Genomic DNA, 22,091 nt, shown 5'->3' with positions numbered 1-22,091 from the left:
GCTTGGATCTGACCTGAACCGCCGACGCGGAATGAAAATTTGAATGCTTCTATATGTATGAAAATAAATAGATATTTTGAATAATTTTGCTCGGTTTCAAAGAATTTTCCAGGTTATGTTCGGGTTATGAGAGGCTAGGAAGCTCTGCCAGAAACCCGACTTTTGAAACCTCAAATTTATCTACGATTTCAATAAGGTCGACGCTTCCTGCTTCACCTTGAGCGGATTTTCTTTCCCCGGCCAAGCACAGCTGGGAAAAATCGTCAAAGCCCAGGTTCATGGCGCTGCCTTTCAGAAAGTGTAGGTCTTGTTCCAGCTGCGCACGGTCGCCATCACGCAGTTTGGCGATGACTTCTTCAACTTCTTCGAGAAACAGGTCCACAACTTCGTCGAAGTCTTCGGGACCAACTTCGTCTCTCAGTTCCTTTACACGGGGCCAATCAATCATCGTACGGTTCCTAATTCCCTTCGGTTTGAGAAGGACTCTTAGGTTGTATGTAGTAAATTTATGGTGAAAAACGGGCAATGAGACGAATTTTAGAATTCATATCCTGTTAAAGGTCTGCACCGATAGTGTCAGTTGTAACGAGACGACCACCAAATTTGATGAGGTGCCAAGGGTGCTGCCAGACAGTTCACTGGACAATGAGGAACACGCCATGAGCGGGTCGATCAGCCGTGTGTTGGTTGTCGACGATAGCCGTTTGCAGCGTCGTATTCTCGTCGCCTCTCTGAAGAAGTGGGGATTTGACGTTGTCGAAGCTGAAAGCGGCGAAGCAGCAATGGAGATCTGCCTGCAAGAGCCACCGGACCTCATCCTGAGCGATTGGATGATGCCGGGCATGAACGGTCTGGAATTCTGCCAGACCTTTCGGGAGCAATCAAAAGACAACTACGCCTATTTCATTCTGCTGACCTCCAAGAGCGAAAAGAACGAAATCGCCGAAGGGCTGGATGCCGGCGCCGATGATTTCCTGACAAAACCCGTAAGCTCGGACGAGCTGCGCGCGCGCATTTCAGCAGGCGAACGTATTTTGCGGATGCAGCGGGAGCTGTCGGAAAAAAACCGTATCGTGTCTGATACTCTGGATGAGCTGCAGCGCGTCTATGATGCCATCGACAAGGATCTTATTCAGGCCCGAAAAATTCAGGAATCTCTGGTTCCCGAACTGTCAAAGGATTTTGGCTCCTCTACCGTTAGTCTGTTGTTGAAACCCTGCGGCCATATCGGTGGCGACTTAGTCGGGATGTTCTGTCCGGGGGTCAACCGGGTTGGCTTTTATTCAATTGATGTCTCCGGCCACGGTATTACCTCGGCAATGATGACAGCGCGTCTGGGCGGTTATCTGTCATCGACATATTTCGACCAGAACGTCGGGATGGAGCGGCGCTTCAACCGATTCTATGCGTTGCGCCAGCCGGAAGAAGTGGCACGCCTGCTGAATGCCCGTCTGATTGCGGACACCGGCATCGAAGAATACTTCACCATGGCCTACTGCATCGTTGATCTGCGCAGTGGTGTGCTGAAAATGGTACAGGCCGGTCATCCGCATCCTTTGCTGCTGCGACGCGATGGGAGTGTCGAATTCCTTGGCAAGGGCGGTGTGCCAATTGGTCTGGTGCCAGACATTGGCTACAGCCAGGAAGAGACCATTTTGGAAAAAGGCGACCGCTTGTTGCTCTATTCGGATGGGTTTACCGAGGCGCGTCTGGAAAATGGTGAGATGCTGGAAACCGAAGGTCTGCTAGACCTGATCAGCAAATGCGATTCCCGACAGAGCGGTAAGGAATTCCTAGATGATCTCTATTGGAACCTAACGCAGATCATGTCGCAGGAGCATGGGTTGGAAGACGACGTGTCTGCAACCCTGTTTGAATACGAAGGCCCCTAGATCCTTGCAACAGTACCTGCGACCACCCAGCCGGATCGTTTATGGCTAAAGTCGAGGGCGGGTCAACATGGGGTCACGTGTCCCAGTCGGGTAGGCCTCAGTGAGGCGGGGGCTCCCGCCAATCGTCAAATTATCAAAGATAATATGCTCTTGTTGGGCCCGGCAGCGCGCTATCGCGCGCTGCGGTCGCGTGTACACGCAGCCAAAATGAAACACGTCAATCGGTATCTGTCTCTCCTGCACTCTATAAGGTCACTAACAGCAGCCCGCCCTGGCGGGCTGCCACTCCCAACCCAGACAGATGTGGCAAAGCCAATCTGGTAAGGGGTGGGAGAACACGCCCGCAAGGCCAGAACCAACAAGGATCAACAAGCCCCCGCGTTTTCAATGCAGAGCGCATGCGAAAGAAATGACTTAGCCAAAATAACGCGCAGCGAAATGGCGATCCCCGGCATTTCCCAAGGCTTGCACCGCGTCGCGAGGATCCAGCCAGAGGGCTTCATGTCCGGCCTCTGCCGGAGGCCCTCGTTTGCGCAGGGGGCGTGCCAGATAGATGTGGCAAAGTTTCTCTGCCCAGAGGTCGTATTCAGGCATGTAGGTATAGCGGCGAAAGGCGCCAAGCCGCTTGGGGGCTGATATCGACCACCCGGTTTCTTCGAATACCTCGCGATGCAGCGCGGGCAGGGGCGATTCGCCGGGGTCAATGCCGCCGCCCGGCAGCTGAATATCTGGGCTGGGGTCAAACTGACATGTCACCAAAAGCTTGCCGTCGCGGGGTAACAAAGCATAGGCACCGGGACGCAAAATGTAGTTATGGCCTTGCCGTGGCACCTCGCCAAATCGCCTGATCATTTGCGCCCCCTTCACTCTATCATGGAAAACCCTATATAGGCTCGATATGCCAATCACCGGCGCTTAAGGAAACCCCCATGACCGTTGGATCAAAAATGACTCTTGGATCGAAAATCGCATGGGACGATACCGTCCTGCCTTTTCAGCTTGATGCTTCCGATATGCGGGGCCGTGTTGTACGGCTTGATTCGGCGCTTGATGGCATCTTGAAGCAGCACAACTACCCGCCCCAGGTCGAAGCCCTGGTGGCAGAGATGGCGCTGTTGACGGCCTTGATCGGGCAAACCGTCAAACTGCGCTGGAAACTGTCGCTGCAGGTGCAGTCCAAAGGTCCGGTACGGATGATCGCGACCGACTACTATGCGCCGCAGAACGAAGGTGAGCCCGCCCGCATCCGCGCCTATGCCAGCTATGATGCCGAACGGCTGACCGATGCTGCGCCCTTTGATCAGGTGGGTGACGGCTATTTTGCCGTGATGATCGATCAGGGCGAAGGCAGCAAACCCTACCAGGGCATTGCCGCATTGGATGGCCCGTCACTTGCGGCCTGTGCGGGTGCATATTTCGCCCAGTCCGAACAGTTGCCAACCGTGTTCACGCTGAGCTTTGGAAAATCATCCAGTCCGGGTGTGGCCGAACACTGGCGCGCGGGTGGCGTGATGCTGCAGCATTTGCCGAAGGCCTCGCCTTTTGTGTCCAAGGATCTCGAAGGCAGTGGCGCAACTCTGCAGGCGACAGATATCGTCGACGGCGAGGTCGAGGAAAATTGGAACCGGGTCAACACGCTGTTGGCAACGGTGGATGAGTTGGAATTGATCGGCCCCTCGATCACCCCGACAGAACTGCTGCTGCGTCTGTTTCACGAAGAACAGCCGCGGGTCTATGATGCGCAGGCCGTTCACTTTGGCTGCACCTGTTCGGAAGAGCGCGTGCGTCAAAGCCTTTCGATTTATTCGGCCAAAGACATCGGCACGATGACCACCGACGATGGCCGGGTGACGGCAGATTGCCAGTTCTGCAGTGCGCACTACGATCTGGACCCGAAAAGCGTTGGCTTTGAAGCGGAAACTGCCGCGGGTGAGTGATCTGCGGCAAACTCTGCAACGTGTTTTGGCAGATCAGGGGGCGGGATCATCTGATTTTGATCTCAACCCCGATCTTGCCGTTCCGGGTGGGCGCAAGCTGCGCCCGGCCGGTGTTTTGGTTGCGATCTCTCTGGTCGAGGATGAACCACGTATCATCCTGACCAAACGATCCTCGGCGTTGAAACATCACCCCGGACAGATTGCTTTCCCGGGTGGAAAACTGGACGAAGGCGACGCCGACGTAGCAGAGGCCGCCCTGCGTGAAGCCTGGGAAGAAATCGGCCTGCCACGCGACCTGCCTGATGTCGTTGGCCAGTTGCCCAGCCATGAAACTGTGACCAGTTTTCAGGTGACGCCGGTGGTTGCTTTGCTGCATGATAGCTTTGAAATTCGGCCTGAAGCCGGAGAAGTGGCGGAAGTCTTTTCTGTGCCGCTTGCGCATCTGCTGGACACTACGAATTACATCGTTGAATCGCGCAGCTGGCGCGGGACACGGCGACATTACTATACTATTCCCTTTGGTCCCTATTACATCTGGGGTGCCACGGCCCGCATGTTGCGTGGCCTAGCCGGGGCGATGGCGCAATGACCTCTTTGGCGACGCAATCCTGGCTGCAGGAACCGGCAACGCAAAGTGTCTGTTCTGCACTGACCGCAGGCGGGGCTCAGGCCCTGTTTGTTGGGGGCTGTGTGCGCAATGCCCTGATGGGGGTTCCGGTATCAGACATTGATATCGCAACGGATGCCGAGCCGGAGACGGTCATGGCACTGGCGCAGGCGGCGGGTATCAAGGCCATACCCACTGGTTTTGACCATGGCACCGTGACACTGGTGAAAAACCATATCCCGCATGAAATAACCACGTTTCGCAAAGATGTAGCCACCGATGGCCGCCGGGCGACCGTGGCCTATTCAAAAGAGATCGCGGAGGATGCAGCCCGGCGCGATTTCACCATGAATGCGATCTATGCCCGCCCCGATGGCAGCATTGTCGATCCCTTGGGTGGCATGTCGGACCTTGTGGCGCGGCATGTGCGTTTTATCGGCACGGCTGAAAACCGCATCCGCGAAGACTATCTGCGCGCCCTGCGCTATTTCCGCTTTCACGCCTGGTATGGTGACAAAGACGCGGGGTTTGATCCGCAGGCGCTGGCCGCGATCGCGGCCAATCTGGACGGGCTGGCTCAACTGTCACTGGAGCGTATCACTGCCGAGGTGATAAAGATGCTGGCGGCACCAGATCCGGCCCCCGCAGTGGCTGTGATGCGACAAATCGGGGTTCTGGGGCAGATCCTGCCGGGTGCTGATGATCGCGCATTGGCGCCTTTGGTGCATCTGGAGGCAGAGAGTGATCCTGATCCAATCCGACGTCTTGCGGCGCTGGGTGGGGCGGATTTGGTGGCGCATTTGCGACTGAGCAAAGCACAGGCGCGGCGACTGGAAGCCCTGCGTGAGGCAGCGACTGGTACCAAAACAACGGCCGAGCTCGCCTATCGGCAGGGTGCAGAGTTTGCCAGCGACGCGGCCCTGTTGTGCGCAGCCTTGCTGGAACAGCCTTTGGCGGACAGTTTGGCTACAGATCTGCAACTGGGGGCGGGTGCGGTTTTTCCAGTTTTTGCAGCCGATCTGATGCCGGATCTGTCAGGTGCAACACTGGGCGCTGCCCTGAAAGAGCTGGAGAAAAGCTGGATCGCCTCGGGCTTTGAACTGGACCGGGCGCAATTGTTGCAGCAGTTGAAATAACCTCACATTCGCAGATCGACTACCCCAGGTGAAAATCTTCTGGTGACAGGCGGCAAAATCTATGGCTAATTTCCCTCAGCCAAAACGCACATGCCAAAACACTCATGCCGGGAGGAATGCGAATGTATTACGGGATCTGGTTCAGCTAAAACCATACCACCCGTTTTTGACCGGGGGGCCGTGGTGTCACCCCTTGTCTGCATTGTCGCATTCCCCATTCTGCTCAACTCTCAGGAGCGCCCCGCATGTTTTTGTCCCTGTTTCGCTATTTTGAAAATCTCGTTGACCCTTATTGCGATTATCCGGAAACGGATCAGCCGCCGACTCGCCTTTGGCCTTTTCTTCGGGCCTATTCTAAACCCTTCAAGGTAATTTTCATTCTGACCGCGTGCATGTCTGTGGTGGTGGCGGCCATTGAAATCGGTCTGATCTATTATATGGGCCGAGTTGTTGATCTGCTGTCGGGCCCCCCCGAACTGGTTTGGCAGACCTATGGCACCGAACTGATCCTGGTGGCGCTGTTCGTGTTGCTGCTGCGGCCACTGGTCCAGGTGATGGATGTGCTGTTGCTCAACAATGCCGTCCTGCCGAATTTCGGCACCCTGATCCGTTGGCGGGCGCATAAACATGTGCTGCGTCAGTCGGTTTCCTGGTTCGAGAACGATTTTGCCGGCCGCATTGCCAACCGCATCATGCAGACCCCACCTGCCGCAGGCGAGGTGGTGTTTCAGGTGTTTGATGCCATTACCTTTTCGCTGGCTTATCTGGTGGGCGCAGCCATCATGCTGACGGTTGCGGATCCGCGCCTGATGCTGCCGCTACTGGTTTGGTTTGTGCTTTATGCCTTACTGGTGCGCTGGACGATCCGCCGGGTTGGCCCTGCCAGCCAGGCAGCATCGGATGCGCGTTCTACGGTGACGGGGCGGGTGGTGGACAGCTATTCCAACATCCATTCAGTAAAGATGTTCGCCCATGACGATCGTGAACTCTCTTATGCCAAAGAGGCGATCGAGAAGACGCGCGAAACCTTTCAGGTGGAGATGCGCATCTTCACGGTGATGGACGGCGTTTTGGTGGCTCTCAATGGCTTGCTGATTGTCGGTGTGGTCGGCTGGGCGCTGCATCTGTGGATGATTGGTTCAGCTTCGGCGGGTGTGGTGGCCGCCGCCACGGCGCTGACGCTGCGGCTGAATGCAATGACAGGCTGGATCATGTGGGCGCTGACCTCATTCTTTCGCCAGCTTGGTGTGGTGGCCGAAGGGATGGAGACCATCGCCCAGCCCATCGACCTTGTGGATGACGCTAAAGCAGCTCCCTTGCAGCTGACACAGGGCGAGGTGGTTCTGAAGAATCTGTCGCACCACTATGGTCGCGACAGCGGCGGGTTAGATCAGCTCAACCTCACGATCAAGCCGGGTGAAAAGATCGGCCTTGTGGGACGGTCCGGGGCGGGTAAGTCGACACTGGTGAAACTGCTGTTGCGGTTCTACGACCCGGACGCGGGGCAGATCCTGATCGATGGGCAAGATATCCGCACGGTCAGTCAGGATAGTCTGCGCAGTCATATCGGCATGGTGCAGCAGGACAGCGCTCTGTTGCATCGCTCTGTGCGCGACAACCTGTTGTATGGGCGTCCTGATGCTAGCGAGGATCAGATCATTGCTGCGGCAAAACAGGCGCAGGCGCATGAATTTATTCTGGACCTCGAAGATCCGCAGGGGCGGCGTGGCTATGACGCTCATGTTGGTGAACGCGGTGTGAAACTGTCGGGTGGTCAGCGCCAGAGGGTGACATTGGCGCGGGTGATCCTGAAAGACGCGCCGATCCTGTTGCTGGACGAGGCCACATCAGCCCTGGATTCCGAGGTTGAGGCCGCCATCCAGCAGACCCTATATGGAATGATGGAGGGCAAAACGGTGATCGCCATTGCACATCGGCTGTCCACCATCGCACAGATGGACCGCATTCTGGTACTGGATCAGGGACGGATCGCGGAACAAGGTCGTCACGAGGATCTGCTGCAGGCGCAGGGGCTATATGCTCAATTCTGGGCGCGGCAGTCCGGTGGCTTTTTGAATATCGAGGCAGCAGAATGAAGATAGGCAACTTGATCGACGCGTTTCAGCCGGCCAGGGGCGCACCGCCAAAAACATTGGCAGCTTTCCTTGACTGGTGTCTGGCCGGGGCCTGGCCGATGTTGTTTCTGGCGGCCGCTTTTTCTGCGCTGGCGGGCGGTATGGAGGCGGGGACGGCTTTCATTCTGGGTCTGGTGATCGATACGGCGCTGGCCAGCGGGCCGGAACAGTTTTTTACCACGGGCAATATTCTGGTGATCATCGGCGCGTTGGGTTTTTTCCTGATCCTGCGACCAGTGCTGTTTGGTCTGTCTGCCGCGTCCAATGCCATCATTGTACAACCGAATGTGAACCCCCTGGTGTTGTCGCGTCTGAACCGATGGACATTGGGGCAATCGGTGCGGTTTTTTGACGATGATTTCGCAGGGCGCATTGCGCAAAAACAGATGCAAACGGCGTCTGCTGTGACCTCCGTCGCAACCGAGGTGATCAATGTGGTGGCCTTTGCGCTGGCATCACTGGCGGGGTCGCTGGCGCTGCTGGGGGCGATTGATCTGCGGATCACCCTGCTGTTTGCCGCCTGGCTGGTGGGGTATTTTGCTCTGATCCGTTGGTTTCTGCCGCGTATTCGCGAGCGGTCTGGCGAGCGCGCCGGTGCGCGCGCCATGGTGTCGGGGCAGGTGGTGGATACGATCACCAATATCAAGACGGTAAAACTGTTTGCCCATGCCAGCCATGAAGAACGTAGTGCGCAGGATGCCATGGCCGATTTCCGCGTGGCTGCGCTGTATCTCGGCTATCTGTCAGCAACCTTCCGGTTTTGTCTGATGGCACTGGCGGGGCTGCTTCCGGTCTTGTTGATCGGCGCGACGCTTTTGCTGTGGCGGGCCGGGTCTGCCAGCGAAGGCGATATTGTGGCGGCTGGGGCTGTCTCGATCCGCATTGCGCAGATGACCGGTTGGGTCAGTTTCACCCTGATGGCGATCTACTCCAACGTGGGGGAGATCGAAAACGGCATGAAGACCCTGACACGCCCGGATAGAGTCGAAGACAGAGACGCGGCAAAGACCCTGGCGGTTTCGGCCGGGGAAATTGCATTCGACTCTGTTGGCTTTGCTTATGGGCGCGATGTGGGCGGCATCCGGAATGTCTCGCTCACCATCAAGCCGGGGGAAAAGCTGGGCATCGTCGGCGCTTCGGGGGCGGGGAAGTCGACTTTGGTGTCGCTGCTGCTCAGGCTTTATGAGGGCGAAGAGGGCGATATACTGATTGATGGTCAGAACATCGCTGCGGTGACACAGGATTCCCTGCGCAGCCAGATCGGTATGGTCACGCAGGAAACCGCGATGTTCAACCGATCAGCGCGCGAAAACATCCTTTATGGCCGCCCCGAGGCCAACGAGGCCGAGCTGATCGCCGCCGCCAAACAGGCCGAGGCACATGAGTTTATCCTTGATCTCGAAGACGGGCAGGGGCGGCGCGGCTATGACGCCTATCTGGGCGAACGCGGCGTGAAACTGTCGGGTGGGCAGCGTCAGCGCATTGCGCTGGCACGGGCGATCCTGAAGGATGCACCGATCCTGATCATGGATGAGGCGACATCGGCGCTGGATTCCGAGGTCGAGGCGTTGATTCAGGCCGCACTTGAGCGGGTGATGGAAGGCAAGACCGTGCTGGCTATTGCGCACCGCTTGTCGACGCTCAGCGAGATGGACCGGATTATTGTCATGGAGCAGGGCCAGATCGCTGAAATGGGCAGCCATGCTGAACTGCTGGCAAGCGGCGGGCTCTATGCGCAGTTCTGGGCCCGCCAGTCTGGTGGCTTCATCTGCACCGACGACGATGAAGGCTCTGCTGCGGCTGAATAGGCGGGCCCTGTGGGCTCAATGTGCTCTCAATCGGCGATGGCGCGCGCAGATTGCGTGATAAATGCTGTTTTCAATCAAGCAACGCGCGGATTTACCTTTTTTCGAACGGCACCAGTCGCTATCTAGCCCGAATGACAAACGTAGCCAGAACCACAGCAACGATCACCCGTCTCGGCCATCAGGGCGATGGTGTCGCCCTCGGCCCGCTTTTTGCCCCCCGCACCCTGCCCGATGAGGTGGTGAGCGGTGTGGTTGAGGGGAGCCAGTTGACGGATATCCGTATCGAGACCCCGTCCGAGCACCGCATCCAGGCGCCCTGCCGCCATTACAAATCCTGCGGTGGCTGCCAGTTGCAGCACGCGAGTGATGATTTTGTGGCAGACTGGAAGCTCTCCATTGTGAAAACTGCGCTGGCGGCGCAGGGGCTGGAGACCACGTTTCGCCCCATCCATACCTCGCCCGCGCGATCGCGACGTCGTGCAACGCTGACAGTGCGCCGCACCAAAAAGGGTGCCATGGCAGGGTTTCACGGGCGCGCCTCTGGTGTGATCACCCCGATCCCCGATTGTCATCTGCTGGATCCCAGCCTGATCGCAGCCATCCCCCTGGCCGAAGCGCTGGCGATGGAAGGCGCAAGCCGCAAGACACCGCTGTCGGTGACGCTGACCACTTCGGAGACCGGGCTGGATGTGCTGGTGCGCGATGGCAAACCACTGGACAGCACCCTTCGGGTGACACTGGCAACTCTGGCTGGCCAACACGGGGTTGCGCGCCTCACCTGGGAGGATGAACAGGTAGCGATGGAGCAGCCGCCGCTTCAGGCCTTTGGCTCTGCCCGCGTCTGCCCGCCACCGGGATCGTTTTTGCAGGCCACCCGTGATGGTGAGGCGGCTTTGCTGGCAGCAGTGCAAGAGATCACCCAGGGTGCCAAGCGTATCGTCGATTTCTTTGCCGGTTGCGGCACGTTTTCACTGCCACTGGCGGCACAGGCTGAAATCTATGCCCTAGAAGGTGACCGCGGCATGATCGAAGCCATGCAGGCGGGCTGGCGGCAGGGCAAGGGGCTGAAAAAGCTCAAGGCCGAGACGCGCGATCTGTTCCGAAACCCACTGCTGCCCGAAGACCTGAAGCCTTTTGGTGCTTTTTACGAGGCGGCGGTGATTGACCCACCGCGCGCCGGTGCCGAGGCGCAGGTGGCGCAACTGGCGGCGGCCCGCACACCGGTTATTGCCTATGTCTCTTGCAATCCAGTGACCTTTGCCCGCGATGCAAAAACACTGGTGGCCGCTGGCTATAGCCTCAATTGGGTGCAGGTTGTTGACCAGTTCCGCTGGTCGGCCCATACCGAACTCGTTGCCAGTTTCACGCTGGCCAGTTGATTTTTGGCCGAGTGATCTTTTGGCTGATTGAAAAGGCTTAGACCTGAAATTCTCCCCACGTCACGGGGCCTGATTTGGATAGATCTTGATGACTTTGACACAGCGCCTTGATCGGCTTTTGGAAAACCCCGGGTTCACCCGTTTCATCATGGCCGTGATCATGTTGAATGCGGTGACGCTGGGGCTGGAAACCTCTGATGTGGTGATGGGGCAGATTGGCGGGCTGATCCATTTTCTGGACAAGCTTTGTCTTGGGATCTTTATCGTCGAGATCCTGATCAAGCTATTCGTGCGCCGCCTCAGCTTTTTCCTGAGCGGTTGGAGCCTGTTTGACTTTTTCATTGTTGGCATCGCTTTGATACCCGGCGCACAGGGCTTTTCCGTATTGCGCGCCCTGCGGATCCTCAGGGTTTTGCGGGTGGTTTCTGTCGCCCCCAGCCTGCGCCGCGTGGTCGAAGGCTTTGTGACCGCCCTGCCGGGCATGGGGTCGGTGTTCTTGCTGATGGCGATCATCTTTTACATCGGTGCGGTGATGGCCACCAAACTGTTTGGCAGCGATTTCCCCCAATGGTTTGGCACTCTGGGGCGGTCTGGCTATTCGCTATTCCAGATCATGACACTGGAAAGCTGGTCGATGGGGATCGTACGCCCGGTGATGGAGGTCTTCCCCTATGCCTGGGCATTCTTTGTGCCCTTCATCATGGTCACGACCTTTGCTGTGGTGAACCTGTTGGTGGGTCTGATCGTCAATTCGATGCAGGATGCGCATTCCGCCGAAGAGGGCGAACGCACGGATGCCTACCGGGATGAGGTTCTGGTGCGGTTGAAAGCAATCGAAGCGCGGCTCGGAGAAAGCGAAAAGCAATGAGTCTGCTGTAGACAGCAAGTTGTGATTTTGATTTTTTACAGTTTGACGTTAAGTCGCTAACAAAATGAGCAGGTACGAAACAGGATAGCAGATATGGACAGAAGGGCATTTGGGTTGAGTGCGGTTGCCAGCCTGGCAGTAGCGGGCTGTGGATCCCCAAATCAGGTTAGCCGCTTCAAAGCCTATGATGGGCCAGAAGTGACCGGCGTCGTCGTCAACAAGGGAGAGCGCAAGCTCTACCTGTTGAACGGTGAGAAGATCCTGCGGAACTACAAGATGGATCTTGGCTTTGCCCCTCTGGGTCACAAAGAAGTCGAAGGTGACGGTAAAACGCCCGAAGGCCTGTATCGCATTGACCGACGCAACCCCAATAGCGCCTATCATCTGTCGATCGGGATTTCTTACCCGAATGCCGATGATCGCGCCCGCGCGAACGCACTTGGCAAACGCCCCGGCGGCGAGATCTTCATTCATGGTGAGCCCAACAATGACACAGCGCGTAAACGCGCGGCGCGGGTTTCGGATTGGACGGCGGGCTGTATTGCAGTGCAAAACGAAGAGATCGAAGAAATCTATGCCATGGTGCGGGATGGCACGCCCATTGCGCTGAGATCCTAACAGTTTGGATTGTTTTACTGTGACTGGTTAAAGGGTGCTGAGCGCATCCTCAACCTGTCTGGAACAGGCAGCAGGCAAAACAGCGGTTAGAAAAAAAGGTCCCGAAAGCCGACGGGCATGAAAAAAGGGCCATGCTTTTGGCCCTCTTTCACTTCACTCCAGCAGTTCTATTCGCGTTGGTCAGCGACTCAGTTGGCCATCACCAGCGTCCACCAGATCTTGCCGTTGGCTTCCTGATACCAGGAAAAGCCCATGTTAATGGCTTTGGGATCCAGAATGACGGAACGGGTGCTAGCATCTTCCATCCATGCGGTCAGGGTTTGTAACTCATTCTCGTAAGTCTCCGAGATGTTTTCGCCCTGAACGGTGCCAGTGTAGCCGGTGCGGGCAACCCGATCCAAGGGCGAAGAGCCATCAGAGCCAAAATGCCAGGGGCGATTCTGCACACCCATATCGCGGGAATGGGTTGCAGCAGCTGCATTGAGTTGCGCGTTCAATTGTACCGGAGCTGCCGAAGCGGCCTGACGCAGGGCATTGACCGAATCCAGCATGCGCAGCTGAACTTTGTCCGCATTGCGAATGCGGTAGCTTTTGCCGCTTCCCTGACCCGAATCAGTGGTCGGGGTACAGGCCGCTGCCAGGGTCATGACGGTGGCCATCAGGATCAGAATAACGCGTTTCATCTTATCTCTCGCTCTGTCGCTTGGTCATGGACTTAGCCTTCCTGTGGCATGGGTGCAAAGGGGGCTGCAGAATTCCGCCACTGATCGTGATGGTTTGATTTGCGACTGAGGCTTTCGCGCCATATTATGTCTTCCAGCCCGGATTGAAACGCGCAGGATTATTTCAGATGACCCGAGACCTTATAAAAAGCAGAAGCCGTCGGCAGTTCCTTGCCGGTTCTGCTGCCTTGATTGCGAGCCCTGCGCTGGCACAGGTAGCTCCAGAACCCGAAGAAGAGCTGGGGTTTGACCCGTTACGCCCGCCACCAGAGCCTGAACCGCCGGTGCAGCGAAATATTTCAGCATTTCGGGCAAAACGCTGGCAGCCCTACTTTGATCATCTGCGCAAAGGGGCGATTCTTGTTGATATCGACAGCCGCGCTTTGCACTACTGGTCCGAAGATGGGAATGATTACCGACTTTTCCCCTCATCCGTGCCGTTGTCCGATGACCTGACCCGTCGTGGGCGGACGTCGATTATCCGCAAGGTGGACGGTCCGGGCTGGGCGCCGACGCCGAACATGCGCAAGCGCAATCCCGAATGGCCAGCCTATATTCCGCCAGGTCCGGATAACCCATTGGGAACACACGCTTTATACCTTAGCTGGAAATTCTATCGTATCCACGGAACCCATGACACGCGCAAAATTGGCCGCAAATCGTCCAATGGCTGTATTGGTCTTTACAATGAACATATCTCGCAACTGTTCGCGTTGACCAAGGTGGGCACACAAGTGTTGCTTATTTGACCACAAAGCCATTTTGGCAGTGGGAAAACTATCAACAAGCAATTGCAATTCCGGGGTTTTACTGGTTAGAAAAAATCACGAGGTAAAGTCTTGGGTGCGTAGGTCGATTGTCTGACCTGCGCTAATTCTGGAGGTTAACATGAAGAAAATTGTTCTCGCCGCTGCTCTGACTGCTGCTGCATCCACCGCTACTGCTGGTAACCTGGCAGAGCCAATCGTTGAGCCCGTAGTAATCGAAGAGGCTGCAACCAGCTCTTCGAGCGGCATCCTGCTGCCACTGCTGCTGCTGGTTCTGGTTGGCGCGGCTGTTGCAAGCAGCTAATTGCTTGGCACATGCTTTTGAAAAAGGCGGTGGTTTTCCACCGCCTTTTTTATTTGTTCAAAGATCTTTCGACTGGCTTTGCGGCCAGGTGTTTTCACACCCTGGCCCCAAAAACGCTTCTAGCTGTTTTTAGCCAGTGGACACCTCCAGCAAGATACCATCCAGAACCGTTAGAATCATGTTGACCCCTTCGGCGTCGATGGTCAGCGGTGGGCGGATTTTCAAAATGCTGTCCTTTGGCCCTTCACTGCCGATTAGGATGCGGTGATCGCGCATGCGATTCTTGACGTAGGAGCAAAGCTGCGTCGCCTCGGTGCCGTCTTCCTCGATCAGCTCAAGCCCCAGGAACAACCCCATGCCGCGCACATCACCAACACAGGCGTGTCTTGCTTCCAGCGCCTTGAGCCCGACCATCAGATCGGCGCCCATATGGCGGGCATTGTCTTGCAGGCTTTCGTCATCGACAATATCCAGCACCTCTTTGCCCATACGACAGGACAGCGTGGAGCCGCCAAAGGTCGAAAAGAACTCTGGCCCCTGCGCAAAACTGTCGGCAATCGCACGCGTGGTAACCAGAACACCCAGGGGGTGCCCATTGCCGATGGGTTTGCCCATGACAACGATATCGGGGCTGGCGCCTTGATGCTCAAAGCCAAAGTAGTAGTCACCCAGTCGCCCGAGCCCGGTCTGCACCTCATCAGCGATGCAGATGCCTCCCGCGGCGCGGATCTTTTCATAGACCGCAGGCAGGTAGCCTTTGGGTGGAATGATCTGTCCGCCCACTGAGGGGAACGTCTCGGCGATGAAACCGGCAATCCCGTGCCCGCGTGATTGCAAGGCTGCGATGGCAGGATCTACCAGATCGGCAAATTTCTGCGCCCGATCAGGATCATCGCGCTTGAAGCTACCACGGTAGTCGTCAGCCACTTCGACCAGTTCGACCCAGTCGGGTTTGCCAATGCCGCCTTTGGCGTTGAATTTATAGGCCGAGACATCAATCGCGCCGGTGGTATTGCCGTGATAGCCGTGATCCGGCGTCACCATGCCCTTGGCGCCTGTGTGCGCCCGCGCCAGGCGCAGGGCCAGCTCATTCGCCTCGGTGCCGGAGTTCACAAAAAAGCAGACCTCCAGATGGTCGGGCAGCTTTGACAGGATCTTGTCGGCAAATGCGGTCTGCGCGGGGTGCAGATAGCGGGTGTTGGAGTTCATTCGTTTTAGCTGATCCGCTGCTACCGCCTGAATACGCGGATGGGCGTGGCCGACGTGTGGCACGTTGTTGTAGGCGTCCAGATAAGGACGGCCCCATTCATCAAACAGGTGGTGCTTCCAGCCGCGCAGTAGCATCACCGGGTCTGCATAGGTCAGACTGAGGTTGCCGCCAAAGTGATCGCGACGGCCCTGGCGGATTGTTTCCTTGTCGGTGGGCTCATAGCGGCATTTTTCATCCGGCAGGTTCAGCAAGGCTGCCGGGTTGGGGCAGACCGCACGCCACAGATACATCTCGTCCGGGTCACCTACGCCGGGCCAGTCCGCCTCGATACCTTCGGTCGTCAGTGCGAGCTGGAAATGCACATGCGGCGCCCAGCCACCGTTCATTGTGTGATCCCCCAGGCGGCAGAACTCCGCGCCCTTTTCAATACGATCTCCGGGCTGAAGCCTGTCGCAACATTCCGGGTCCAGATGGCCGTAGAGCGTATAAAAGGGATCCCCTGCGGGTGTTTCATGACGCAGGATAATCACCCCGCCATAATCCAGATGGCCGGTGCGGTTTTCGACGACAAAGACTTCGCCTGCCAGCGGCGCAAACATTGGCGTGAAATCGGGCGCAAAGGCATCGATCGCTAAGTGTACGGTGCGCCGGTTGCTGGCTTTGTAGGGGCCTTTGCGAAAGGCCGGTTCTGCATAGATCAGCCGCGGCTCGTGATAGTAGCCGAGCCAGATCCGGCCACCGTCTTCGAATTCTTCACCGACGCGAGCGGCTTCTTCCAGCGGCATGTGGAATGGATTCTGCGGCCAGGTGGAGTTCTCCACTGAGAGCGAGCCCATCTGGGCCTTCGACAGATCCTCTCCCATCAGGGGCGCAAAACCGCCGCGCTCTGCTTCGATCCAGGCCATGACCCGATCGGCACCATCCACGACTGGCATATCACAAGCGGCGCGCAGGCGGGCCGACAGCAATCCGGGGTGGATCTTGTGGCCCTCAAGAAAGCGCCAGGCCGGGGCCTGCGAGACGGTTACGTAGGGATCATTGGGGTTTTCAATGGCCATCAGAGTAGAGTTCACCACACTGACCGCCAGACGTGTGCGCAGCAGAGGGTAGACCAGATCCACCTCCTGCGGGGTCAGCGGATAGGCGCTGTGATAGCCTGCGACCAAAGCGGCCAGCGCGGCTTCGGGGTCCGGGTGATCCAGTACAATATAGGCGGCGGCAATGGCCAGATCACAGACGCGTGGCGCGGCGCACATATCGCCCAGATCGATCAGGCCAGAAACCCGGCGCGGCTCTGTCAGCTCTCCGGCGACCATGATGTTGTAGTCATTGGCATCATTATGGATGGCCTGTTTGGGTAAAGCAGTCAAAACAGGCTCTAATTTGGCAAAATCAGTGTCGATTTCGCGAATGAGACTCTGTCTGGCAGGGTCTGAAATAGAGTCGAGTTCAGAGCCTATCCAGCCCGCGCGCATTAGATCCCACTTGAAATCTCGCTCCAGTCCGGCGTGTTCAAAATCTTCCAGCGCCTTGCCCGCGCCGCCCAGAACTGCGCCAACTTCGCGGATCAACACATCCGTCTTTGGCGCGGCTTTGGCGTAGCATTTTCCGGGCAGACATTCGAGGATCCAGCACAGGCGCTGGTCGCCGTTTTCATCGGCAATCGACAGCATCGCGGCGCCGCCTTGATCGGGGATCACCCTGGGACAGGGCAGGTCGGCTGCCCGCGTGGCGATATGCTGAAAGGCCTGGACCTGCATCTCGACCAGCCAGGCGTCGCAGCCGGGGCGCATGGCCTTCAGGATATAGCCGGTACCATCGCGCGCCGTTGCAAGAAAATTCAGATCATATTCGCCGTCCAGCTGGCACAGATCCGCCGTGATGCCCCAATGGGTTTTCAGGGCATCAGCCCAGTGCTGTAGGTTCATTGCAAGTGTCTCCCCGTCTGCCGAAAACCAGCAGTCCAATATTGGATCCTATTTGGACCGGGGAGGCTTGGTTAGTCCAGCCAACCTTTGAGATTATTCTCGATCACGCCCGCAAGGGCCGCGATGTGATCGTCATCATCGTTGAGGCAGGGGATATACAGGAACTCCTCGCCGCCGGCCTCTTCAAAGCTTTCCTTGATCTCTTCGTTGATCTCTTCCAGCGTTTCGATGCAGTCGGCGGAAAAGGCGGGGGCCATGACCGCGATGCTTTTCTTGCCTTCCTTGGCCAGGGTGGCGACGTGATCGACGGTATAGGGTTTCAGCCACTCTTCGGGGCCGAACACCGACTGGAAGGTCGTCGTGATCTCGGTGTCTTTCCAGCCCAGACGCTCGCGCAGCAGCCGCGTGGTTTTCTGGCATTGGCAATGATAGGGATCGCCCTGCATCAGGTAGCGTTTCGGCATGCCGTGATAAGACACCACCAGGATGTCGGGACGTTTCTCCACCTTGGCATAGGCGTCTTCGACCGAACGCGCCAGCGCCTCGATATAGGCAGGTTGATCGAAATAGGGCTCGATAGTGCGGGCGGCAGGTTGCCAGACCTCTTCCATCAGGGCGCGAAAGAATTCATCATTGGCGGTGCCCGAGGTGGCACCGGCATAGTGCGGGTAAAGTGGCACGAACAGGATCTTCTGACAGCCTGCCTCGACCATGGCGCGGACCTTGGATTTGGTCGAGGGATTGCCGTAGCGCATGCAGTAATCCACCATGACTTGATCGCCATAGCGCTGGGCCATGACCGATGCCATCTTGGCGGTCTGGTCCTTGGTGATGGTCATCAGCGGGCTTTCGCCTTTGTCGTGGTTCCAGATCGATTTATATGCCGCGCCGGATGAAAAGGGTCGTTTGGTCAGGATGATCAACTGCAACAGAGGTTGCCATTTCCACGCCGGGTAGTCGATTACCCGCTTGTCGGACAGAAACTCGCCCAGATAGCGGCGCATCGGCCAGTAGGAATAGTCATCCGGTGTGCCAAGGTTTGCCAGCAGGATACCGACCTTCTCAGCTTTGATCTTGGGATGATCGGCTGGCGCGTGGGCGGGGCAGGTGGCGGTGTTGGAAGAATCCAGCATATGGGAGAAGGTCCTGTATCTGCGGCGAAAGCTCTGGGTATGGAGGCTATGGCGAAATTCACATTCCGCCTTAAGATATGATGTTACGGCGCGAAAGGCCAATTGGATCATATTGGCGCAGTGATTTGTTTTGATTATCGATCAGCTGATGGCATCAGTCTGGCAGTTTGGTTTCCGGGACCTTCAGGGCTTCGGCAAGCCGCACTTTGGCTGATCCCGGTCGCAGCGGTTTTTGTTGGCTTTCCGAAGGCGACCATCCGGTCAGGCAGACCAGCTCAAAGGTGGCTGGCAGCTTGCCGTTGGGTAGTTCGAAATGCTGTCGGTAGATCGCTTCGGCCTGGGCAAAGAGCGCGCGCGGGCTGGGGTGTTTCAGGCGTTGCGTCATCGCATTGCCTTCGCCCATGGCGCGCAGCTCCTGCATCAAATGCAGGCTGTCGCGATATTGCGCCGTCAGCGGCACCACATCGGCTACAGGCAGGGCAAAACCGGCCCTTTGTAAAAGCCCGCCCAGGTCTCGTACCTCCCCCATGGGGGCCACGCGCGGAGATAGTCCGCCAGAGACCTGCGTTTCGGCCTCGGCCAGAGCGCTGCGCAGCTCATGCAGGGTGCGCCCACCAAGGGTGATTGCAAGCAGCAACCCGTCCTCTGAAAGGGCGCGGCGACACTGAATCAATTGCCCCACCGGGTCATTTGCCCAATGGAGCCCCATGACATGAACCACCAGATCATGCCCACCGGGGGCAAGGTCGAGAACATCTTCATCCGCGACGATTTTCGAATTTTGGAAGGAATTTCGCCAAATCTCAGCAAAAGGCGTCACAATCGCTGGCTTCGTAAAGGTTCTGTTAACCAATGTTAAGCGATCTTCAACCTCGTCCCGTGCCAGCTCGTGAAGGAACAAGGCTTCAGGTTGGTGGCGGGTGCGATGGATCGCCAATGCCTGGCGGTCGAACAGCTCTGGCTGTGATTTGGGTGCTTGCGTCATGGGGACTATTTAGATGTTGCGCGCGCAGTTTCAAACCGCTGTTTCGCTTGTTTATCCACCCAAGTGCCTGGGCTGTGATGAATTGGTCGAGCAGGGTTTTGGTCTTTGTGGGTCGTGCTGGGGTGACGCGCATTTCATTACCGGTACGGTCTGCGAAGGTTGCGGTCTGCCGCTTCCAGGGGATGCGGATGGGTTTCGCATTGAATGTGATGAATGCATGTCGATGCACCGCCCCTGGAGCCAGGGGCGTGCGGCGCTTTTGTACAAAGACAAGGCGCGCAATCTGGTAATGGCACTGAAACATGGCGATCGCACTGATCTGGCAGCCCCTGCGGCGGGATGGATCGAACGGGCCGCCGGGCCATTGTTGCGGGACAATCCGCTGGTTTGTCCCGTGCCCCTGCATTGGTCCCGATTGCTGAAACGGCGCTACAATCAATCAGCGTTGATTGCGCAAAACCTGTCGCGGCAGGCGCGCCTGGACTACTGGCCCGATATGTTGAAACGGGTCAAGGTCACCCCCAGCCTTGAAGGCAAGACCCGCGCGCAGCGTTTTGCTGCCCTGCGCCGCGCCATCGTGGCGCATCCACGCCACCGTACCTTGATGCAGGGGCGGGTGGTTTTGCTGGTCGATGATGTGATGACATCCGGTGCGACGCTGACTGCCTGCGCCGATGCCTGCCTTGAGGCGGGTGCGGCAGATGTACGGGTTGCGGTGCTTGCGCGGGTCACACGCGCGTGATCCGGGCCTAGTCTGACGGGTACCCCTCTGGCAGAGATTGCATTGAAGCCCCATATGGCGCAGAACATCGCAATCAGACAAAATGGAGACCTGCATGAAATCGGTCGAAATCTACACTTCGCCGCTTTGCGGATTTTGCCACGCGGCCAAGCGCCTGTTGAAACAGAAAGGCGTGGAATTTTCCGAGGTCAACGTCCTGACCAACCCCGGCCGCAAGCAGGAGATGATCCAGCGGGCAAATGGCGGCTACACAGTGCCACAGATCTTTATCGGTGAGACCCATGTGGGCGGCTGTGATGAGCTATACGCGCTGGAGCAGGCTGGAAAGCTGGATCCACTGCTCGCTGCCTGAGGCTGCCCGCTTTTGAAGGAGACTCCGATGCGTGCCGCCCTGTTGCAGATCACATCGAGCGATAGCCCGAGCGAAAATCTAGAGATGCTTCAGGGGATGATAGCCGAAGCCGTCGCCGATGGCGCCGGCTTTGTGCTGACGCCAGAGGTGAGCAACTGTGTCTCCCTTAGTCGGGCGCACCAGCAAGAGGTGTTGCACCACGAAGAGGATGATCCCAGCCTTGCAGCCCTGCGTGACACGGCCGCACAGCACGGTATCTGGCTGTCGTTGGGCTCCTTTGGGGTCAAGACCCATGATGCCGATCGTCGCTTTGCCAATCGTCAGTTTCTGATCTCGCCAGACGGAGAGATCAAAGCCCGTTATGACAAGATCCATATGTTTGACGTCGAGGTCACGCCGGAAGAAACCTTTCGCGAATCCGACGGCTACCGCCCAGGGAGCAAGGCCGTGGTTGCTCAGACGCCATTTGGTGCCCTGGGTCTGACGATCTGCTATGATCTGCGGTTTCCACGGCTGCACCGGGCACTGGCCAAGGCGGGCGCAGAAATTTTGATTGCGCCCGCAGCTTTTTCCCCCGTCACGGGTGCGGCGCATTGGCATGCTTTGTTGCAGGCCCGCGCGATCGAGACCGGCTGCTATGTGCTGGCTGCGGCCCAGACTGGCCGTCACAAAACCAGAAGGGGCGGGGTGCGCACAACATATGGGCATTCGCTGGTGGTTGCGCCCTGGGGTGAGATTCTGTCGGATGCCGGGACAGACACAGGCATTACTTACGTTGATCTTGATAGGGAAAAAGTGGCAGAAGCACGCAGGCGTGTGCCCTCCCTGACCCATGATCGAGAGTTCGACGGACCCTGATGGAAGAAACCCATTCCCTGGCAGTCTCCTTGTTCAGCGAGATCCTGATGGCGGATCAGCTGGCCCGCTCGCGGCTGGGCAAAGCTCTGCCCAAAGGGATGGAGCTGTCGCATTTTTCGGTTCTCAACCATTTGACCCGAACCGGGGTTGAACGTTCTCCGGCGCAATTGGCCAAGGCCTTTCATGTGACACGTGGTGCTATGACCAACACGCTGAACAAGCTGGAGGTGGCAGGATATGTACATATCCGCCCCGATTGGGACGACGCGCGCCGCAAGATGGTGGCGATCAGCCCGGCTGGCCGTCAGGCGCGGGATGCGGCCCTTGCCAGCATTGTGCCGCTGATATCCGAAGTGGTGAGCGAACTTGGCGGCGATCGGGTCCGCGCGACGCTGCCGATCCTGCGTGAGTTGCGGGTTAAACTGGAATCCACGGCTTGAACAAGTCTGCATGAAGGGGAAGATCTGAGGTCTCAGGCGTCCCTGATTTGAAGAGGTGAAATGAAAAAGAGGTGCCATCTCTGACACCTCTTCTCCTCCCCCTTCATCCCTCTGTCAAATGTGAGTGGTGGCAGTGCCGAGACAAGTTATCGGCAAGGGAAACTCAGGGGGTGTGACGTTTGGCATTCCTGCCTGTTTCCGCATCTGAGGTCTGATTTTGTGCGCTTTGACTAAATTACGATCCTATGGGTGTCTCTGCGGGTGGCGTTT

21 protein-coding genes are annotated in these 22,091 nt (G+C 57.5%); 15 read left to right on the top strand and 6 right to left on the bottom strand.

Going from position 1 to position 22,091, the window contains the following annotated elements:
• Positions 1–124: 124 nt before the first annotated feature.
• Positions 125–448, bottom strand: a complete 324-nt coding sequence (locus PH5382_RS02140) for an Hpt domain-containing protein (RefSeq protein ID WP_058332714.1) — start codon at positions 446–448, stop codon at positions 125–127.
• A gap of 172 nt (positions 449–620) precedes the next feature.
• Here PH5382_RS02140 and PH5382_RS02135 point away from each other — a divergent pair, with 172 nt between their 5' ends.
• Entirely contained in the window at positions 621–1,892 is a 1,272-nt protein-coding gene (locus tag PH5382_RS02135) for a PP2C family protein-serine/threonine phosphatase (protein ID WP_058332713.1), read from the top strand.
• A 414-nt stretch (positions 1,893–2,306) separates the two neighbouring features.
• Here the strand turns inward: PH5382_RS02135 and PH5382_RS02130 are convergent, their stop codons facing one another.
• Positions 2,307–2,744 carry an NUDIX hydrolase gene (locus PH5382_RS02130; protein ID WP_058332712.1) on the bottom strand — a complete coding sequence of 146 codons (438 nt, stop codon included), beginning with the start codon at positions 2,742–2,744 and terminating at the stop codon, positions 2,307–2,309.
• Positions 2,745–2,839: 95 nt separating this feature from the next.
• Here PH5382_RS02130 and PH5382_RS02125 point away from each other — a divergent pair, with 95 nt between their 5' ends.
• The 8 genes from PH5382_RS02125 to PH5382_RS02090 all read left to right on the top strand — a co-directional run bounded on the left by PH5382_RS02125 (position 2,840) and on the right by PH5382_RS02090 (position 12,380).
• A complete protein-coding gene (locus PH5382_RS02125) occupies positions 2,840–3,829 on the top strand; it encodes an Hsp33 family molecular chaperone HslO (RefSeq protein WP_058332990.1) in 990 nt (329 codons plus the stop codon).
• Entirely contained in the window at positions 3,822–4,418 is a 597-nt protein-coding gene (locus PH5382_RS02120; RefSeq protein WP_058332711.1) for a CoA pyrophosphatase, read from the top strand. The genes PH5382_RS02125 and PH5382_RS02120 overlap by 8 nt, the downstream gene beginning before the upstream one ends.
• Entirely contained in the window at positions 4,415–5,572 is a 1,158-nt protein-coding gene (locus PH5382_RS02115; RefSeq protein WP_058332710.1) for a CCA tRNA nucleotidyltransferase, read from the top strand. The genes PH5382_RS02120 and PH5382_RS02115 overlap by 4 nt, the downstream gene beginning before the upstream one ends.
• A gap of 257 nt (positions 5,573–5,829) precedes the next feature.
• Positions 5,830–7,668: an ABC transporter ATP-binding protein gene (locus tag PH5382_RS02110; protein ID WP_058332989.1), complete on the top strand. Its 1,839-nt coding sequence runs from the start codon at positions 5,830–5,832 to the stop codon at positions 7,666–7,668.
• Positions 7,665–9,515 carry an ABC transporter ATP-binding protein gene (locus PH5382_RS02105; protein WP_058332709.1) on the top strand — a complete coding sequence of 617 codons (1,851 nt, stop codon included), beginning with the start codon at positions 7,665–7,667 and terminating at the stop codon, positions 9,513–9,515. The genes PH5382_RS02110 and PH5382_RS02105 overlap by 4 nt, the downstream gene beginning before the upstream one ends.
• 131 nt (positions 9,516–9,646) lie before the next feature.
• Positions 9,647–10,894 (top strand): class I SAM-dependent RNA methyltransferase, encoded by a 1,248-nt coding sequence (locus PH5382_RS02100; protein WP_058332708.1) that lies wholly within the window; start codon positions 9,647–9,649, stop codon positions 10,892–10,894.
• A gap of 88 nt (positions 10,895–10,982) precedes the next feature.
• The gene (locus PH5382_RS02095) at positions 10,983–11,762 is read left to right on the top strand and encodes an ion transporter (RefSeq protein ID WP_058332707.1); all 780 of its coding nucleotides are present in this window, start codon (positions 10,983–10,985) and stop codon (positions 11,760–11,762) included.
• 93 nt (positions 11,763–11,855) lie between these two features.
• Positions 11,856–12,380 carry a L,D-transpeptidase family protein gene (locus tag PH5382_RS02090; RefSeq protein WP_058332706.1) on the top strand — a complete coding sequence of 175 codons (525 nt, stop codon included), beginning with the start codon at positions 11,856–11,858 and terminating at the stop codon, positions 12,378–12,380.
• A gap of 188 nt (positions 12,381–12,568) precedes the next feature.
• Here PH5382_RS02090 and PH5382_RS02085 read toward each other — a convergent pair whose 3' ends face one another.
• Positions 12,569–13,063, bottom strand: coding sequence for a divisome-associated lipoprotein DalA (locus PH5382_RS02085; RefSeq protein ID WP_058332705.1), 495 nt, complete (start codon positions 13,061–13,063; stop codon positions 12,569–12,571).
• A 167-nt stretch (positions 13,064–13,230) separates the two neighbouring features.
• Between PH5382_RS02085 and PH5382_RS02080 the strand changes: the two genes are divergently transcribed.
• Positions 13,231–13,851 (top strand): L,D-transpeptidase family protein, encoded by a 621-nt coding sequence (locus tag PH5382_RS02080; protein WP_058332704.1) that lies wholly within the window; start codon positions 13,231–13,233, stop codon positions 13,849–13,851.
• A gap of 139 nt (positions 13,852–13,990) precedes the next feature.
• Positions 13,991–14,173 (top strand): hypothetical protein, encoded by a 183-nt coding sequence (locus tag PH5382_RS02075; protein ID WP_058332703.1) that lies wholly within the window; start codon positions 13,991–13,993, stop codon positions 14,171–14,173.
• 129 nt (positions 14,174–14,302) lie between these two features.
• Here the strand turns inward: PH5382_RS02075 and PH5382_RS02070 are convergent, their stop codons facing one another.
• The 3 genes from PH5382_RS02070 to PH5382_RS02060 form a co-directional block, all read right to left on the bottom strand.
• Positions 14,303–17,311, bottom strand: a complete 3,009-nt coding sequence (locus tag PH5382_RS02070; protein ID WP_058332702.1) for an aminotransferase class III-fold pyridoxal phosphate-dependent enzyme — start codon at positions 17,309–17,311, stop codon at positions 14,303–14,305.
• 71 nt (positions 17,312–17,382) lie between these two features.
• Positions 17,383–18,444 (bottom strand): ferrochelatase, encoded by a 1,062-nt coding sequence (gene hemH, locus PH5382_RS02065; RefSeq protein ID WP_058332701.1) that lies wholly within the window; start codon positions 18,442–18,444, stop codon positions 17,383–17,385.
• A gap of 154 nt (positions 18,445–18,598) precedes the next feature.
• Entirely contained in the window at positions 18,599–19,429 is an 831-nt protein-coding gene (locus tag PH5382_RS02060; RefSeq protein ID WP_058332700.1) for a methyltransferase domain-containing protein, read from the bottom strand.
• A gap of 13 nt (positions 19,430–19,442) precedes the next feature.
• On the opposite strand from PH5382_RS02060, the gene PH5382_RS02055 reads away from it, so the two are divergent.
• The 4 genes from PH5382_RS02055 (at position 19,443) to PH5382_RS02040 (ending at position 21,821) form a co-directional block, all read left to right on the top strand.
• Positions 19,443–20,171, top strand: coding sequence for a ComF family protein (locus tag PH5382_RS02055; RefSeq protein WP_058332699.1), 729 nt, complete (start codon positions 19,443–19,445; stop codon positions 20,169–20,171).
• A gap of 94 nt (positions 20,172–20,265) precedes the next feature.
• On the top strand, positions 20,266–20,523 hold the full coding sequence (gene grxC / locus PH5382_RS02050) for a glutaredoxin 3 (RefSeq protein WP_058332698.1): 258 nt from the start codon (positions 20,266–20,268) through the stop codon (positions 20,521–20,523).
• Positions 20,524–20,550: 27 nt separating this feature from the next.
• Entirely contained in the window at positions 20,551–21,381 is an 831-nt protein-coding gene (locus PH5382_RS02045) for a carbon-nitrogen hydrolase family protein (RefSeq protein ID WP_058332697.1), read from the top strand.
• The gene (locus tag PH5382_RS02040) at positions 21,381–21,821 is read left to right on the top strand and encodes a MarR family winged helix-turn-helix transcriptional regulator (RefSeq protein WP_058332696.1); all 441 of its coding nucleotides are present in this window, start codon (positions 21,381–21,383) and stop codon (positions 21,819–21,821) included. The genes PH5382_RS02045 and PH5382_RS02040 overlap by 1 nt, the downstream gene beginning before the upstream one ends.
• Positions 21,822–22,091 lie beyond the last annotated feature (270 nt).

The organism is Phaeobacter sp. CECT 5382, assembly GCF_001457775.1.
GTDB lineage: Bacteria > Pseudomonadota > Alphaproteobacteria > Rhodobacterales > Rhodobacteraceae > Pseudophaeobacter.
The sequence above is the reverse complement of the archived record's forward strand: the minus strand, read 5'-3'. Positions and strand labels throughout refer to the sequence as shown.